This window comes from Amycolatopsis sp. NPDC005003 (assembly GCF_053600695.1).
In genome coordinates, this window is sequence record NZ_JBSGAI010000024.1 from 45,975 (window position 1) to 59,334 (window position 13,360).

Below are 13,360 nucleotides of genomic sequence, written 5' to 3' on the forward strand. Positions count from 1 at the left end.
GCCTCCTTGTGATGGGACTTGGTCTCATCACCGTACACCTTCCGACGGGACCAAGTACCGTGTCAGCATGGGACGCTGGGAACCGAACGCACCGGAGAGGCTGAGCCGAGCCGCCCTCGAACTGTTCGCGGAGCGCGGCTACGAGAACACGACGGTGATCGACATCGCGGCGCGGGCGGGGCTGACGAAGAGCACGTTCTTCCGGCACTTCCAGGACAAGCGGGAGGTGCTGTTCGGGGGCAGCAGGCTGGCCGAGATGCTCGGTTCGGCGATTGCCGACGCACCGGAAGCCGCCGCGCCGCTCGAGGCACTGGCCTGTGCGATGGACGTGGTCGGCCGGGAGGTCTTCACGCCCGAACGGCGAGAGCTGGGCGCTCTCCGGCGGTCGGTGATCGCCGCCCACCCGGAACTGCAGGAGCGCGAGGCACTGAAGGGACTGGCGCTGAAGGCCGCGATGACCGAGTCACTCCGGCGGCGCGGGGTGCCCGAGCTGACCGCATGCGTGGCCGCGGAACTGGGGGCGCTGGCGATGAAGATCGCTCACGAGCAGTGGCTCGAAGGGAACGGCGAGCTCGGCTTCGGCGAGGCCGCCCGGCGCGCCTTCGACGAGGTGCGGGCGGCCGTCGGGGGGTAAGCGACACTCGCCCCTCGCCCCTCGCCCCTCGCCCCTCGCCCCTCGCCCCTCGCCCCTCGCCCCTCGCCCCTCGCCCCTCGCCCCTCGCCCCTCGCCCCTCGCCCCTCGCCCGGATGAGCATGCCCGCCGAGGCGGCTCGACCACACCCGGCCGACGGGGGGCTTCCGGCAAGTCGGAGGGCCCTTTCAGGTGGCTCACCGGCATGAGCGGCAGGCTGCGACCCAGACCTCCCGCACCAACCAGCCCGCCAGCCAAAGAGACCCGGGACAGCCCCACCTTCGGCCGCCCCAGCCCCCAGCGACGAACCCCCACCCGACCTGCACAACGACTTTGCCGGAGCTCCGCCCCCCGGACTCCAGCGTATCGGCACGAACCGACAACAACAGCGAAAGAACACCACCCGGAGCCGGTTTGTCCACATTGCTCCACCCCTGTCGACAACTCGCGCGCACATTCACGAATATGAACGTCCCACCGGTCGAACCCGTCGAACTCGCCCGTCCAGAGCAGCGCAACCGCCATAGGTAGGAAACTTAACCATCGGATGTTGAACCTATTAGCATCCACAACTACTCGGCATTGTTGCGAGTTATTCCAAGATCTACCGAAGATTCATCGGAGGTGTTACCGTCCAACCCCAGCCAGCGGAAAGGCGTACCGCTGAGCGGGAAAACGTCCAACGGAGGGCAACGTGGGACCGGAGCGCGGGCTTGAACAAAGCGGAACTCTCGAACGCGGGCTCGCCGTGCTGGAGCACGTGGGCCGGCACCAGGAGATTTCCACCAATGCGATCGCGCGGCAACTGGGGCTTTCCCGCAGCGCCGCCTACCGCATCGTCGGCACCCTGAAGAACCTCGAGTACCTCGAGGCCGACCAGGTCACCGGGCGGGTCAGGCTCGGCACCCGGCTCGTCGAACTCGGGGCGCGGGCGATGGCCGCGACCGATCTGCACCGGTGCGCCCCGCGGTACCTCGCGTCGCTCGCCGAACGGTCCGGGGAGACCACCTACCTCGCCGTTCCCGACAACGACACCATGGTCTACGTCGCCACCGAACGCAGTGCCAGTGCCGTCACCCTCGCCTGCCGGCTCGGCACGCGGCGGCCGCAGCACGCCACCTCGCTCGGGAAAGCCTGGCTCGCCGCGCTGCCCGAGGCCGACCGGCTCGAACGGATCCGGCGGATGAAGCTCGATTCCCTCACCCTCAAGACCATCATCGACCCGCACCGGCTGCTCGACGAGCTCGCGAAGACCAGCCGCCGCGGCTGGGCGATCGACGAGGTCGAAAACGAGCCGGACGTCGGGTGCGTCGCCGCCGCCGTGCGGGACCACTCGGGGCGGCCGATCGCCGCCATCAGCATCGCCGGGCCCGCCCCGCGCGTGCTGCGCCGGCTCGACGAACTCGGGGCTTCCGTGGCCGGGACCGCCGCCGCCCTGTCCCTGCGGCTCGGGTACGTCCGGAGCCGGCCGGCCTGAGCACCCACCCCGGCAAAGGAGCCGACCGTGACCTGGATCCAGGACTACCAGCCGGCGGGCGGGCTGTGGATTTCCGCGCTGCTCGCCGCGCTCCCGATCATCGTGCTGCTGGTTTCGCTCGGGGTGATCCGCTTCTCCGCGCACCTTTCCGCGGCGCTCGCGCTGGTCACCGCGCTCGGCGTCGCCCTGCTGCTCTACCGGATGCCGGCCGCGCTGGCGTTCGACTCCGCGGCGATGGGCGTCGTGTTCGGCGTGTGGTCGGTGGCGTGGATCGCCTTCCACGCCGTGTACTTCCACAACGTCACCGTCGCCACCGGCCGGTTCGACGCCATCAAACGCGTGCTCGCCGGGTTCAGCGAAGACCGGCGGCTGCAGGCGCTGCTCATCGCGTTCAGCTTCGGCGCGCTGCTCGAAGGCGTCGCGGGCGGCGGGTCGCCGATCGCGATCACCGCGGCGATGATGGCCGCGCTCGGATTCCCGCCGGTGAAGGCCGTCGTGCTCGCGCTGCTGGCGAACACCGCGCCGGTCGCGTTCGGCGGCCTGGGCAACCCGCTGATCGTGCTCGGCAGGCTGACCGCGCCGATCATGCACCTCAAGCAGGAGCAGGCGACCGAGCTGTTCTCGGCGGCCGTCGGCCGTCAGGTCCCGGTGCTGGCGCTGATCATCCCGGCGTTCCTGGTCGTCGTCCTGGCCGGCTGGAAGCGCATGCTCGAGGTGTGGCCGGCGGTGCTGACCGCCGGGCTCGCCTTCGCGGCCATGCAGTTCGTCGCGTCCAACTACATCAGCGCCAGCCTGGTCGACGTCCTCGCGGCGCTCACGGCGATGGCCGCCCTGTGGATCCTGACCCGGTTCTGGCAGCCCGCGACGGTGTGGCGCTTCGAAGGCGAGGAGGCCGCGCCGGCCGCCAAGAGCCTCGGCGCCGCACAGGCCGAGCGCGGCGCGCTGTACGCGTGGATGCCCTACATCATCCTGATCCTGGCGATCTTCCTGTCCCGGATCGGCACGATCTTCAAGAACCTCCCCACCTGGCTCGACCTGACGAAGCTGCTGCACAAGGCCGACTGGATCTTCGCCTGGCCGGGGCTGCACAACCACGTCGTCCAGCACCCGCCGATCACGGCGAAGAACGCGCCGTACGCGGCGACGCTGACCGTCGACTTCCTGTTCTCGCCGGGCACGGTCGCGCTGATCGCGGCGGTGATCGCCGGGTTCGCGATGGGCGCGCGGCCGAAACTGCTGCTGACGACCTACCGGAAGACGCTGCACCAGATGCGCTGGGCACTGGCGACGATCTTCATGATCCTGGCGATCGCGTTCGTGATGAACTACTCGGGCGCGACGCAGACGCTGGGCCTGGCCCTGGCGACGACCGGCGCGGTGTTCCCGCTGTTCTCGGCGTACATCGGCTGGCTGGGCGTGTTCCTCACCGGCTCGGACGCGTCGACGAACAGCCTGTTCGGCCCGATGCAGGTGATCTCGGCGCAGCAGCTGAACCTCAACCCGATCCTGGCCGGCGCGACGAACACCTCGGGCGGCGTGATGGGCAAGATGATCTCGCCGCAGAACCTCTCGATCGGCGCGACGGCGATCGGGCAGAGCGGCAAGGAGGGTTCGCTGCTGCGGCAGACGTTCCTGTGGTCGCTGCTGCTGACCGCGGTGGTCGGCGTGATTTCGCTCCTCCAGGCGACGATCCTGACGGCGCTGATCCCGTCGCCCTAGGCTGGGTGGATGAGTGCATCCCTGGCCTCCTTCGGGTACGAACTGGGACTCCTGAAGCGCGTCCGCCGGTCGGGCTGGTGGCACGCGGGGGTCCGCGACCCGGAGTCGGTCGGCGAGCACAGCCTGCGCGCCGCCCAGCTCGCGGCGCTGATCGCGGCGGAGGAGGGCGCGTCCCCGGAGCGGGCCGCGTTCCTCGCGCTGTGGCACGACACGCAGGAGACCCGCACGGGCGACCTGCCGCTGACGGCGAACGACTACCTCCGCAAGCCGGAGCCGCGGGACATCACCGCCGACCAGACGGCCTCGCTGCCGGCGCGGTCCCGTGACCTGGTGCGGTCGGCGGTGGACGAGTACGAGACCCGGGAGTCGGCGGAAGCGTTGTGCGCCAAGGACGCCGACAAGCTCGAGATGCTGCTGCAGGCCCTCGAATACCGGGACATCGGCGTGCGGCCGGTCGACGAGTGGATCGAATCGGCGCGGAAGGGGCTCAAGACGGAGACGGCGCGGAAGATCGCCGAAGCGGCGCTGACGCTGTCACCGCTCGCCTGGCGCGGCCGCTAAGCCAGCCGGCGAACCCCCACCGTTGCGGAGCCGACGGCCGGCCCCACCACCAAGGTCCGGTCCGGGAGCGCGACCGCGCCGAGGACGTCGCCCCGCAGGGCGCACCGGTACGGCAGGACGGCACCGTCCCGCAGGTCCCACGCCATCGTGTTCTCCTGGTGGTCGGAGGCGACCACGACCGGGGTGCCGTCCGGCAGGGACGTGCACACCACGGCTTCTTTCGCGTGGACCAGGCCGGCGATGGTGTGCCGGAGGGCGCCGCTGCGCAGGTCCCAGACCCGGATCTTCTTGTCCGCGCTCGCGGACACGGCGACCGGGGTCCCGTCGGGGAGCACCGCGGTGTCGATCGAGCTGACCGGCTCGGTGCGGCCGGTCAGCCGCAACCGCACGTTCCCGGTCTTCACGTCCAGCACCCTGACGTGTCCGTCCCTGCCCCCGACCACCACGACCGGCGTGCCGCCGGGGAGCACCACGGGGACCGCCTTGCGGAAGGAGTGGTCGTCGGAACAATGGTGGAGCAGCTTGCGGTCTCGCAGGTCCCACGTCTGGATCGCCTTGAACCCGTTGTGGGCGAACGCGACCGGAGTGCCGTCGGCCAGCGACAGGCACCGCACCCCGGACATGTCCTTGGCCGGTTTCGGCAGTGTCCCGCGCGGCGACCCGTCACGGAGGTCCCACACCTTCGCCGTCCGGTTCGGGCTGACGGTCACCGCGACCGGGACACCGTCCGGCAGGACCATGGCCGAAACACCCCGCACTTCGTGGGTGTGCCCGCTGAGCGTGTGCCGCAGCGAGTTGTCCGTGAGGTCCCACACCTTCGCGGTGTTGTCCCGGCCGCCGGTGATCGCCACCGGGGTGCCGTCGGGCAGCACCAGTGTCGCCAGTGACGCGAGGCCGCCCTTGTGCCCATCCAGCGACCGCTTGCGCGGCGGCGTCTCCTTCCGCCGGGCGAGCGGCGCCGGTTTGGCAGGAGCAAGCTTCGCCTTCATCCTCGCTTTCGAGGAAAGCCCGGTCCGCTTCACGGCATCGGCGGCCGCGATGGTGCGGACGCCCCACACAATCAGCCCGACGATCACGATCACCGAGACCACCGCCGTCACGATCGCGGCGGCCACGAACCCGGACTGCTCCAGGAAGAGGACGAGGCAGAACAGGGGAGGAACGCCAAAACCGGCCCTCGCGGCCCGACGGCCGGCTCGCTCTGTCGGCACCCACCGCTTCCTGGCGACCTCGACAGGCGGCGCCGGCTCGGCAGGGGTCGACGGCGACGGCAGGTCCGCCACCACTCTCGCCAGTTCGTCACGCAACCGGGCCGCGTACACCGCGCGCACCCGCTCGTCGAACTCGGCCAGGTCCAGCAGTCCCGCCTCCACGGCGTCGTGCAGTTGCGCGACAACGGCTTCCCGGTCGGCGTGGGACGCGCGCGGCGAACGCACCCCGCCCGCACCCGCGGGCAGGTCGGCCACCAACGCCGTGAGCTGGGCATCGGTCGTCGCCCGCCGGACGGCCGCCAACCGGTCGTGCTGTTCGGCCGGATCCAGCAGGCCACCGGCCACCGCCGCCTCGATGCGCGCGATCGCCTGATCGCGTTCGGCGTGACTCGCCTTGGCGTCCAGGTCGCCGACAACCGCCTCGACGTCGGCGTAGGTGACTGCCCGGTGCAGCAGTTCCTCGGCGTCGGCGTAAGCGCTTGCCGGGAGCCGCCCGTCGGTCAAGGCGCCGGCCAGCTGGACCAGCGCCCGCTCCCGGTCCGCTGCAGAGATCCGGTCGGCCAGATCGGCGACCGCCGGTGTCAGGTCCTTTCGCACCTTGGCCGCCTGCACGACCGCCAGCCGTCGTTCGTACTCGGTCAGATCGACCCGGCCTTCCCGCAACGCCACATCGAGCTTGCCGGTGGCCTCCGCGCGGGCGCCGTGTCCGATGCGGACGTCCGCACGAGGTGCTCTGCCTGCCATCGCGGGAGCATAGCGAGCAGATCCGGCAAAACGGAGCGGCTAACGGCCCACCGCCGTCGCGCGGTCCAGCAGGAGGGCGCGCTCGCGGGAGTTCTCCGTCATCTCCGCCGCCCGGCGGAACTCCTGCTCGGCTTCCGCGCGCCGGCCGAGCTTCTCCAGCAGGTCTCCGCGGACGCTCGGCAGCAGGTGGTAGTCCTTCAACGCCGGATCGCCGGCGACCGCGTCGACCACTTCCAGGCCCGCTGACGGCCCGTACGCCATCGCCACCGCCACCCCGCGGTTCAGCTCGATCACCGGGGACGGCTGGAGTTTGGCGAGGCCCTCGTAGAGCGCCGCGATGCGGGCCCAGTCCGTCTCCTCGGCCGTCCGGGCCCGCGCGTGGCAGGCCGCGATCGCCGCCTGGGCCGAATACGGGCCGTACGCGCCCTCGGCGATCTGCTCGGACAACGCCAGCGCCGCGAGGCCGTGCTGGATCAGGAAGCGGTCCCAGCGGGAGCGGTCCTGCTCCAGCAGCAGCACCGGCTCGCCGTTCGGGCCGGTGCGGGCCTTCGCGCGGGACGCCTGGAGTTCCATCAGCGCCACCAGGCCGTGGACCTCCGACTCGCCCGGCATCAGCCCGGCGAGCACGCGGCCGAGGCGCATCGCCTCCTCGCAGAGCGCCGGCCGCATCCAGTCGTCGCCGCGGGTGGCCGAGTACCCCTCGTTGAACACCAGGTAGACCACTTCCAGCACGGACGACAGCCGGGCGACGCGCTCTTCGCCCTCCGGCACCTCGAACGGCACCTTCGCCGCGGCCAGCGCCTTCTTCGCCCGGACGATCCGCTGGGCGATCGTCGATTCGCGGACCAGGAAGGCGCGCGCGATCTCATCGGTGGTCAGGCCGCCGAGCATGCGCAACGTCAACGCGACCCGCGCCTGGGTGTTCAGCACCGGGTGGCAGGCGACGAACAGCAGGCGCAGGACGTCGTCCTCGATGTGGTCGTCGAGCGCGGCGTCGAAGTCGGGCAGGACGCCCTCGCCGAGCCGCTGGTCGCGGCCGACTTCCTCGAGCTTCTCCGCGTACCGCTCGTTGCGGCGGAACTGGTCGACCGCGCGGCGCTTGGCGATGGTCATCAGCCAGGCGCCGGGGTTGCGGGGCACGCCGGAGTCCGGCCACTGCTCCAGCGCCGCGACCAGCGCGTCCTGCGCGAGTTCTTCGGCGAGACCGACGTCGCCGCGGGCCATCCGGGCCAGGCCCGCGATGAGCCGCGGCGACTCGATGCGCCAGACCGTCTCGACCGTTCTCCGGGCGTCCGCAACCGTCACCCGGCCATCAGACAGGGTGATCTTCCGCGGTGCAACCCACTACTCGCTGATCTGGCGAATCTCCATCACGCCGCCCTTGGCCTCCGGGTTGGGCGCCTGTTTCATCAGCGCGACGACCTCCTCGAGCGACTCGCCCTTCAGCACCCAGAACCCCGCGATCAGCTCCTTCGTCTCGGCGAAGGGCCCGTCGATGACCTTCGGCTCGGCGTCGCCCCGGAAGACGACGCGCACGCCCTCGGCGCTCGACGTCAGGCCCTCGGCGAGCTCGATCCGGCCCTCCTTGAACAGCCGGTCGTTGAACTGCGCCATCTCGGCCAGCTCTTCGGCGCCGGGCTGGAAGCCGGGGGCCTCGGACTCCGGGCTCGCCTTGACCATCACCATGAAGCGCATCAGGCCTCCTTGGCGCTCTCCGCGCGAAGCCGTCCCTCCAGCGCTTCGACCTCCGGCGTCATGTTCTCGAAGTCGGCCGCCTCGGCGACGCGCCGGATCTCGACCTCGCCGGCCTGGCCGCCGGGGTTGGGCATCCGCTTGATCCATTCGATGCACTCTTCGCGGTCGCGGCACTGCAAGATCCAGAAACCGCCGACGAGCTCCTTGGTCTCGGCGAACGGACCGTCGACGACCTTGGGCTCTTCGGTGCCGGAGAAGATCACCCGCGCGCCCTGCGAGCTCGGCGTGAGGCCCTCGCCCGCCAGCAGCACCCCGGCCTTGACCAGCTCCTCGTTGAACTTCCCCATCTCCTCGAGCAGCTCGGCGCTGGGGCCCTTGCCGGCCTCGGAGTCTTCGTTGGTCTTGACGATCACCATGAACCGCATCGCGGTCTCCTCTCGGTCGGTCCTGCCTACGCGTCGAACGGCGGGGCGGCGGATCGACAGTGCCGGGCAAAAAACTTTTCGCGCGGGAAACTAGCAGCTCAGGGCCGGGTCGGGGCGACAATCCGGACAGGGGAGAATCGTCAGCCGTGGCGGCACTCCCCGATGCTCTCTCCTCCGCGCTCGACGACGAGCTGGCCCGGCACCCGGTGGCCCGGCTGACCCAGTCCGTCGACCGCCTCAGCACGCGTTACCGCCAAGGTGAGGCCGCGACTTCGCCGATCCTCGGCTCCGAAGCCGACGTCGCCGCGTACGCGGGCTATCGCATGCCCGCGACCTACGCCGCCGTACACGCCGTGCTCGCCGAGGCCGCGTTGCGTGCTCCCGCCTTCGAGCCGCGTACGCAGGTCGACGTCGGCGGGGGCACCGGCGCCGCCGTGTGGGCGGCCGCGGACGTGTGGCCGTCGCTGGTCAAGTGCGCCGTGCTGGAGCAGGTCGCCGGGGCCATCGGGCTCGGCAAGCGGCTCGCCTCCGGCAGCGATCGGGCCGCGGTCCGGGACGCCGAGTGGCGGCGCGGGTCGGTCGACCCGGCCGCGCCGTCGCCCGAGGCCGACCTGGTCACGCTGTCCTACGTGCTCGGGGAACTCCCGGACGCCACCCGGGCCGACGTCGTGCGCTGGCTGGCCGCCAAGGCCGGCACCGTCGCGCTGATCGAGCCCGGCACGCCGGCCGGCTACGAGCGGATCCGCGCCGCCCGCGCGCGGCTGATCGAACTCGGCCTGCACGTCGTGGCACCGTGCCCGCACGACGCCGCGTGCCCGATCGTGCCCGGCGAGGACTGGTGCCACTTCGCCGCGCGGCTGCCGCGCTCGGGGCTGCACCGGAGGCTCAAGGCGGGCACGCTCGGCTTCGAGGACGAGAAGTTCGCCTACGTCGTCGCGTCGCGGACCCCGCCGGAGCGGGTGGACGCGCGGATCATCCGGCACCCGAAGAAGCACAAGGGCTGGGTCGCGCTCGACCTGTGCACGGCCGCCGAGGGGCTGAAGCCCGCGGTCGCCGTCTCGAAGAAGCAGGGCCCGCGGTACCGCGCCGCCCGGGACGCCGAATGGGGCGACGGCTGGCCTTCCGCCTGATCCGGTGACAGGTCCTCGCCCGAGCGGGGGCGCTAGGGCATCCGGACCGTCCGCAGGAACTCCGGGAGCAGCCACGGCCGCGGACCGCCGATCCGGACACCGCCGAGCAGCACCGCGCGGAGGCGGGAAACCCGACCGAACATCATCGGCACCAGCACCGCCGGGTCGAAGCGCAGCCGTACGTCCGCGGTGCCGTCCGGCTCTTCGAAGCGCAGCTTTCCGTGCTGCAGCGCCAGTACCGCCGGGCTCGTGTACGCCGACCGGAACTCCACCGCGATGCGGCGCGGCGACGGTTTCGCGTCGTCGAGCAGGTGGCCCATGTCGTTGCGCACCATGCCGAACAGGAACAGCTCCAGGAACAGCGCCTCCAGCCGCACTGGGATGCGCCACGGCTGCCCGATCGCCCGGGCGATGTCGAGGCCGTGGAGCAGCATCTCGTTGACCAGGTGCGCGAGCACGCCCGCGACCGGCACCCGCGAGCCGCCCAGCCACCGCACCGGCTTCTCCGGGTCGAGGTCCGCGCTGACCAGCAGCACCTCGGCGATGTCCGCGCGCAGCCGCGCGGCCAGCCGGACCGGGTCGCGCTCCGGGTAGAGCTCCAGCGCGAGCGAATTCATCCGGGAGATCGTGTCGACGCTCGCCGCGTCGATCGGCTCCGCGAGGCCCGGCAGCGGGAGCGGCCCGCCGTCGCCGCGGATCATCGCCGGGTACATCAGCGCGATCATCCCCACGTGGGACGCCGCTTCCGCGATCGACCACTCGCCGAGTGCTCTCGTGTGCGGGTCGCCGACGCCGGTCAGCAGGTCCGCGAACCGGCCGCCGACCTCGGGGAGGGCCGCGCGCACCTGGTGCCACTGTTCGACCGTCACGGCTTCCGACGCTAGCCCGCGGGCGGGCCGGTCCGGGTCTCCGAAGGTGCGGTTATCTTCTGGGCATGGCCCGGCTCCTGCCCCGGTCGACCCGGTGGCGGGTCGCCCTCTTCGCCGCCCTCGCGTCGGCGCTCGTGCTCGGCCTCGGGTCCTACTGGTTCGTGAACGCGCTGCAGAGCAGCCTCGAACCCAACGCGAGCGCCCGGGCGAGCGACAAGGCCGACGCGTTGCTCGCGCTGCTGAACTCGGGGGTCGCCCCGGCCGACGTGCCGCAGCGGTACCCGAAGGGTGGCGGGTACATGATCAGCCGGGAAGCCGCCGACTGCTCGCTCGGCCGCCCGGAACGGTTCTCCGGCGGCGAGCCGGTCCGGGTCTACGGGCCCGACTGCGTCATCGTCGAGCCGTTCGGCCTCGACGACCAGCTCTACAGCACGGCGCGGACGAAGGACCGCCGCTACGCGGTCGTGTCCGCGGAGAACCTCGACCCCGCCGGCCTCGAAGCCGTGGCCACCGCCCGGCAGCTCCTCTGGGGCGGGGTGCCCGCGGCCGCGCTGCTCGTCGGGGCCGTCGCCTGGTTCGCCGTGCGGCGGTCGCTGCGCGCGGTCGGGGCGATCCGGACCGAGGTCGACGGCATCCGCGCGCGGGATCTGGGCCGCCGCGTGTCGGTGCCCGACTCGGGCGACGAGATCACCGAGCTCGCCGTCACGATGAACGCGATGCTCGCGCGGCTCGACGAGTCCGTCCGGCGGCAGAGCCGGTTCACCGCGGACGCCTCGCACGAGCTGCGCACGCCGCTGGCGTCGATGCGCACCCAGCTCGAGGTCCAGCTCGCCCACCCGGACCGGCTCGACTGGCGCCGCAGCTTCGAAAACGCCGTCCTGGACGTCTCGCGGATGGAGACGCTCACCGGGGACCTCCTGCTGCTCAGCAAGCTGGATGCCGGCCGGCCGACCGGAACGGCCCGGATCGCGCTCGCGGAGCTCGTCACCGGGCACCTCACCGCGCGGCCTCCCCGCGACGGCGTCGAGGTGCGCCCGGAACTCGACGCCGATCCGGTGGTCCACGGGCACGCGGGGCGCCTGGAGCGCGTGCTGCGCAACCTCGTCGACAACGCCGAGCGGCACGCCCGCAGCCGCGTGATCGTCACGCTCACCGAGGCCGGCGGCCAGGCCGTGCTGACCGTCCGGGACGACGGCCCCGGCATCCCGGCCGCCGAGCGTGAGCGCGTCTTCGACCGGTTCGTCCGCCTCGACGACGACCGGGCGCGCGAGGACGACGGCGGCTCGGGGCTCGGGCTGGCGATCGCCGTGGAGATCGCGCGGACGCACGGCGGCACGCTGCGCGTCGCCGAAAGCGCGCCCGGCGCCTGCCTGGAGCTGCGCTTACCGCTTGCCTGAAGACTTCTTCAGGCTGCTTAAGCTCCGGTTCAGCGTGGTCACAAGATCCTCCCGCCATGCTGATCGACTTCGCGCCGGCTCCGGCGCGCACGCGCGAAAGCCGCGCGGTCCCCTACGTCGTCGCCGTGGTCGCGTTCGCCGGGTACGCCGCTTGGTCGCTGCAGCGGCTGCGGACGTTCGACGCGAGCGGGTTCGACCTGGGGATCTTCGAACAGGCGGTGCGGTCCTACGCGCACGGCCGCTGGCCGGTGTCGGACCTGCTCGGCGCGGGCTTCCCGACGCTCGGCGACCACTTCCACCCGATCCTGGCGCTGCTGGCGCCGGTTTACCTGCTGTGGCCGTCGCCGGGCTGCCTGGTGGTCGCCCAGGCCCTGCTGTTCGCGCTGTCCGCGGTGCCGGTGACGCGGTGCGCGATCGAGCTACTCGGCACGCGCCGGGGTGCGCTCGTGGGCGCCGGGTACGTGCTGTCGTGGGGGCTGCTGTCCGCGGTGAACTTCGACTTCCACGAGGTCTGCTTCGCCGTCCCGATGCTGGCCTTCGCCGCCGAACACCTGCTGCACGAGCGCTGGCGGGCCGCGGTCTGGTGCGCGCTGCCGCTGGTGCTGGTCAAGGAGGACCTGCCGCTGACGCTCGCCGCGGTCGGCGTGGTGCTGGTGCTCAACCGGCAGCGGCGGCTCGGCTGGACGGTGATCGTCTTCGGCGTCGCGACGTCCGCGCTGCTGTTCCTGGTCGTGTTGCCGGCCTTGAACCCCGCCGGGGCTTACGCGCACGGCAGTGGTTTCAACCCGTTCGGCGGGGCGATCGTCAAGGTTTCGATGCTGCTGGCCCTGCTGGTGCCGACCGCGTTCGCCGCCGTGCGGTCGCCGCTGCTCGTCCTCGCGGTGCCGACGCTGCTGTGGCGGCTGGTCTCGGCCAACGACCGTTACTGGGGCATGGGTTACCACTACAGCGCGGTGCTGATGCCGATCGTGTTCCTCGCCGGCCTGCACGGCGCCCGCCGGTTCGGCGGGTTCCGGCGGTACCTGCCGGTGTGCGCGGTGGCCGCCGGGCTGGCCTCGCTCGGGTTGCAGGCGGCGCACCTGACCGACGGCGTCTGGACACCGGCGCAGCGGGCCGGGATCGACGCGGTCCTGGCCCGGATCCCCGACGGCGCCACGGTGCTGGCGTCCAACCGGCTGGCCCCGCACCTGACGTCCCGCTGCACGGTGCGGTTCTTCGACGGGGTCACGGACCAGCGGCCGGAATGGGTGGTCGTGGCGCGGCCGGAACAGTCCTGGCCGACGACGCTCGCGACGAAGGCCGCGGCACTGGCGGAGCTGGCGGACACGGGGTACGTGCGCGTCGACGGGACGGACTCCGTCGTGCTGCTCCACCGTGAGTAGGGAACTCGCAGCGGTAACCGGCCAGTCGGGGGGCGTGCCGGCCGGTTACCGCCGCACCGAGGAAGAGGGGACCCCGGCTCAGGAATGACGCTCGGATCCGCGCTTCACTCGATCGAGTG

The 13,360-nt window shown here is 71.9% G+C and carries 12 protein-coding genes; 7 read left to right on the plus strand and 5 right to left on the minus strand.

Annotation, left to right across the window (positions count from 1 at the left end):
- The first annotated feature begins 67 nt into the window (after positions 1–67).
- The 4 genes from ACWED2_RS26345 (at position 68) to ACWED2_RS26360 (ending at position 4,388) form a co-directional block, all read left to right on the plus strand.
- Complete coding sequence (locus tag ACWED2_RS26345; protein ID WP_449693158.1) at positions 68–634, plus strand: helix-turn-helix domain-containing protein; 567 nt, start codon at positions 68–70, stop codon at positions 632–634.
- 691 nt (positions 635–1,325) lie between these two features.
- On the plus strand, positions 1,326–2,108 hold the full coding sequence (locus ACWED2_RS26350) for an IclR family transcriptional regulator (protein WP_449693159.1): 783 nt from the start codon (positions 1,326–1,328) through the stop codon (positions 2,106–2,108).
- Between the two features lie 27 nt (positions 2,109–2,135).
- A complete protein-coding gene (locus ACWED2_RS26355) occupies positions 2,136–3,827 on the plus strand; it encodes an L-lactate permease (RefSeq protein WP_449693160.1) in 1,692 nt (563 codons plus the stop codon).
- Between the two features lie 9 nt (positions 3,828–3,836).
- Positions 3,837–4,388 (plus strand): HD domain-containing protein, encoded by a 552-nt coding sequence (locus ACWED2_RS26360; protein WP_449693161.1) that lies wholly within the window; start codon positions 3,837–3,839, stop codon positions 4,386–4,388.
- Here ACWED2_RS26360 and ACWED2_RS26365 read toward each other — a convergent pair.
- The 4 genes from ACWED2_RS26365 to ACWED2_RS26380 are packed head-to-tail and all read right to left on the minus strand — an operon-like array spanning position 4,385 to position 8,463.
- A complete protein-coding gene (locus tag ACWED2_RS26365) occupies positions 4,385–6,343 on the minus strand; it encodes a DUF1707 domain-containing protein (RefSeq protein WP_449693162.1) in 1,959 nt (652 codons plus the stop codon). The genes ACWED2_RS26360 and ACWED2_RS26365 overlap by 4 nt on opposite strands.
- A gap of 39 nt (positions 6,344–6,382) precedes the next feature.
- Positions 6,383–7,648, minus strand: coding sequence for an RNA polymerase sigma factor (locus tag ACWED2_RS26370; RefSeq protein ID WP_449693163.1), 1,266 nt, complete (start codon positions 7,646–7,648; stop codon positions 6,383–6,385).
- A 39-nt stretch (positions 7,649–7,687) separates the two neighbouring features.
- The gene (locus ACWED2_RS26375) at positions 7,688–8,038 is read right to left on the minus strand and encodes a YciI family protein (protein ID WP_449693164.1); all 351 of its coding nucleotides are present in this window, start codon (positions 8,036–8,038) and stop codon (positions 7,688–7,690) included.
- Positions 8,038–8,463, minus strand: a complete 426-nt coding sequence (locus ACWED2_RS26380) for a YciI family protein (RefSeq protein WP_449693165.1) — start codon at positions 8,461–8,463, stop codon at positions 8,038–8,040. Before ACWED2_RS26380 ends, ACWED2_RS26375 begins: the two co-directional genes overlap by 1 nt.
- 146 nt (positions 8,464–8,609) lie before the next feature.
- Here ACWED2_RS26380 and ACWED2_RS26385 point away from each other — a divergent pair, with 146 nt between their 5' ends.
- The gene (locus ACWED2_RS26385) at positions 8,610–9,593 is read left to right on the plus strand and encodes a small ribosomal subunit Rsm22 family protein (protein ID WP_449693166.1); all 984 of its coding nucleotides are present in this window, start codon (positions 8,610–8,612) and stop codon (positions 9,591–9,593) included.
- Positions 9,594–9,625: 32 nt separating this feature from the next.
- Here the strand turns inward: ACWED2_RS26385 and ACWED2_RS26390 are convergent, their stop codons facing one another.
- The gene (locus ACWED2_RS26390; RefSeq protein WP_449693167.1) at positions 9,626–10,462 is read right to left on the minus strand and encodes a maleylpyruvate isomerase family mycothiol-dependent enzyme; all 837 of its coding nucleotides are present in this window, start codon (positions 10,460–10,462) and stop codon (positions 9,626–9,628) included.
- Positions 10,463–10,527: 65 nt separating this feature from the next.
- Here ACWED2_RS26390 and ACWED2_RS26395 point away from each other — a divergent pair, with 65 nt between their 5' ends.
- Both ACWED2_RS26395 and ACWED2_RS26400 read left to right on the plus strand, forming a co-directional pair.
- Positions 10,528–11,859, plus strand: a complete 1,332-nt coding sequence (locus ACWED2_RS26395; RefSeq protein WP_449693168.1) for a sensor histidine kinase — start codon at positions 10,528–10,530, stop codon at positions 11,857–11,859.
- 56 nt (positions 11,860–11,915) lie between these two features.
- Entirely contained in the window at positions 11,916–13,241 is a 1,326-nt protein-coding gene (locus ACWED2_RS26400) for a DUF2079 domain-containing protein (RefSeq protein WP_449693169.1), read from the plus strand.
- The last annotated feature ends 119 nt before the right edge of the window (positions 13,242–13,360 follow it).

Coding starts and splice junctions, on each gene's coding strand:
- ACWED2_RS26345 (WP_449693158.1), top strand. CDS start 68: ATGGGACGCTGGGAACCGAACGCACCGGAGAGGCTGAGCCGAGCCGCC.
- ACWED2_RS26360 (WP_449693161.1), top strand. CDS start 3,837: ATGAGTGCATCCCTGGCCTCCTTCGGGTACGAACTGGGACTCCTGAAG.
- ACWED2_RS26365 (WP_449693162.1), bottom strand. CDS start 6,343: ATGGCAGGCAGAGCACCTCGTGCGGACGTCCGCATCGGACACGGCGCC.
- ACWED2_RS26375 (WP_449693164.1), bottom strand. CDS start 8,038: ATGCGCTTCATGGTGATGGTCAAGGCGAGCCCGGAGTCCGAGGCCCCC.
- ACWED2_RS26380 (WP_449693165.1), bottom strand. CDS start 8,463: ATGCGGTTCATGGTGATCGTCAAGACCAACGAAGACTCCGAGGCCGGC.
- ACWED2_RS26395 (WP_449693168.1), top strand. CDS start 10,528: ATGGCCCGGCTCCTGCCCCGGTCGACCCGGTGGCGGGTCGCCCTCTTC.
- ACWED2_RS26400 (WP_449693169.1), top strand. CDS start 11,916: ATGCTGATCGACTTCGCGCCGGCTCCGGCGCGCACGCGCGAAAGCCGC.